An 805-nucleotide genomic window follows, 5' to 3' on the forward strand; every position below is an offset into this window, starting at 1 on the left:
GCATATTCAATATCTGGTATAGGTGCGTTTATTTGCTTTTGTTGAGCTTCTTCCATTTGCTTTCGTTGCTTTTTTTTCAAAGAAAACAAAGCGGTTTGTGCTTGTTTATAAGACATATCTTTTAGCTTTTTTACTCCTATGAAAGAGAGAAGCCTACTTTCTTCAGATTGTGTTTTGTTAATTAATTCTTTGATTTCATTCATCTGTTCAGGAGAGATACCTGCAAGAAGTGTTATTCCATCTGTATCGTCTTCTTTTCTTGCAACATTAAGAAGCATGCCTAAGAGATATCGACGTGCGTAAGTGATCGTAGAGCCTACCGCTTGTACGTTGTTTTTACTTCCTGTAGTATCAAAAGGAAATGTTCCTTGTGTTGATATCTCATTGCCTGATATATGCTTTAAAGTCATTTCTACAGTTATGCCATTTGAACTCTGCTCTTTGATACGAGAGAACAAGGCAAAGTGATATTTTGCAAGAGATTCTTTGATAGCATCAATGTATTTATCAAGCGTTGTATAGGTGCTTTTAGTATGTGTATTAAGGGCGTTTTGTTCGATATTTTTATATTCCATTTGCATAGTAGAAAGATCACGGACAAAGTTCTGGCGCTCTTGTCGTTCTATCTCTTTATCTCGCAATTCGAGAAGGCTCTTGAGACGTTCCAGATCGACATCATTTTCTAAAGCTTTTTCTAAAATAAGCTCCATAGCTGTAGGTTTGATTTCACAATCGTTTGTTTTATTTACTTCTGTTAAGTTCGTGTTTTGTTCATTCATCTTGATTTCCTCCATTAAAGTACAAC

1 protein-coding gene is annotated in these 805 nt (G+C 35.2%); it reads right to left on the reverse strand.

Annotation, left to right across the window (positions count from 1 at the left end; translation table 11 throughout):
• Positions 1–779 (reverse strand): ERF family protein (locus BN338_RS09240; RefSeq protein ID WP_198003702.1); only part of this gene is annotated, 779 nt, incomplete at its 3' end.
• Positions 780–805 lie beyond the last annotated feature (26 nt).

It is taken from the genome of Bartonella queenslandensis AUST/NH15 (assembly GCF_000312585.1).
In the GTDB taxonomy this organism is placed as follows: domain Bacteria; phylum Pseudomonadota; class Alphaproteobacteria; order Rhizobiales; family Rhizobiaceae; genus Bartonella; species Bartonella queenslandensis_A.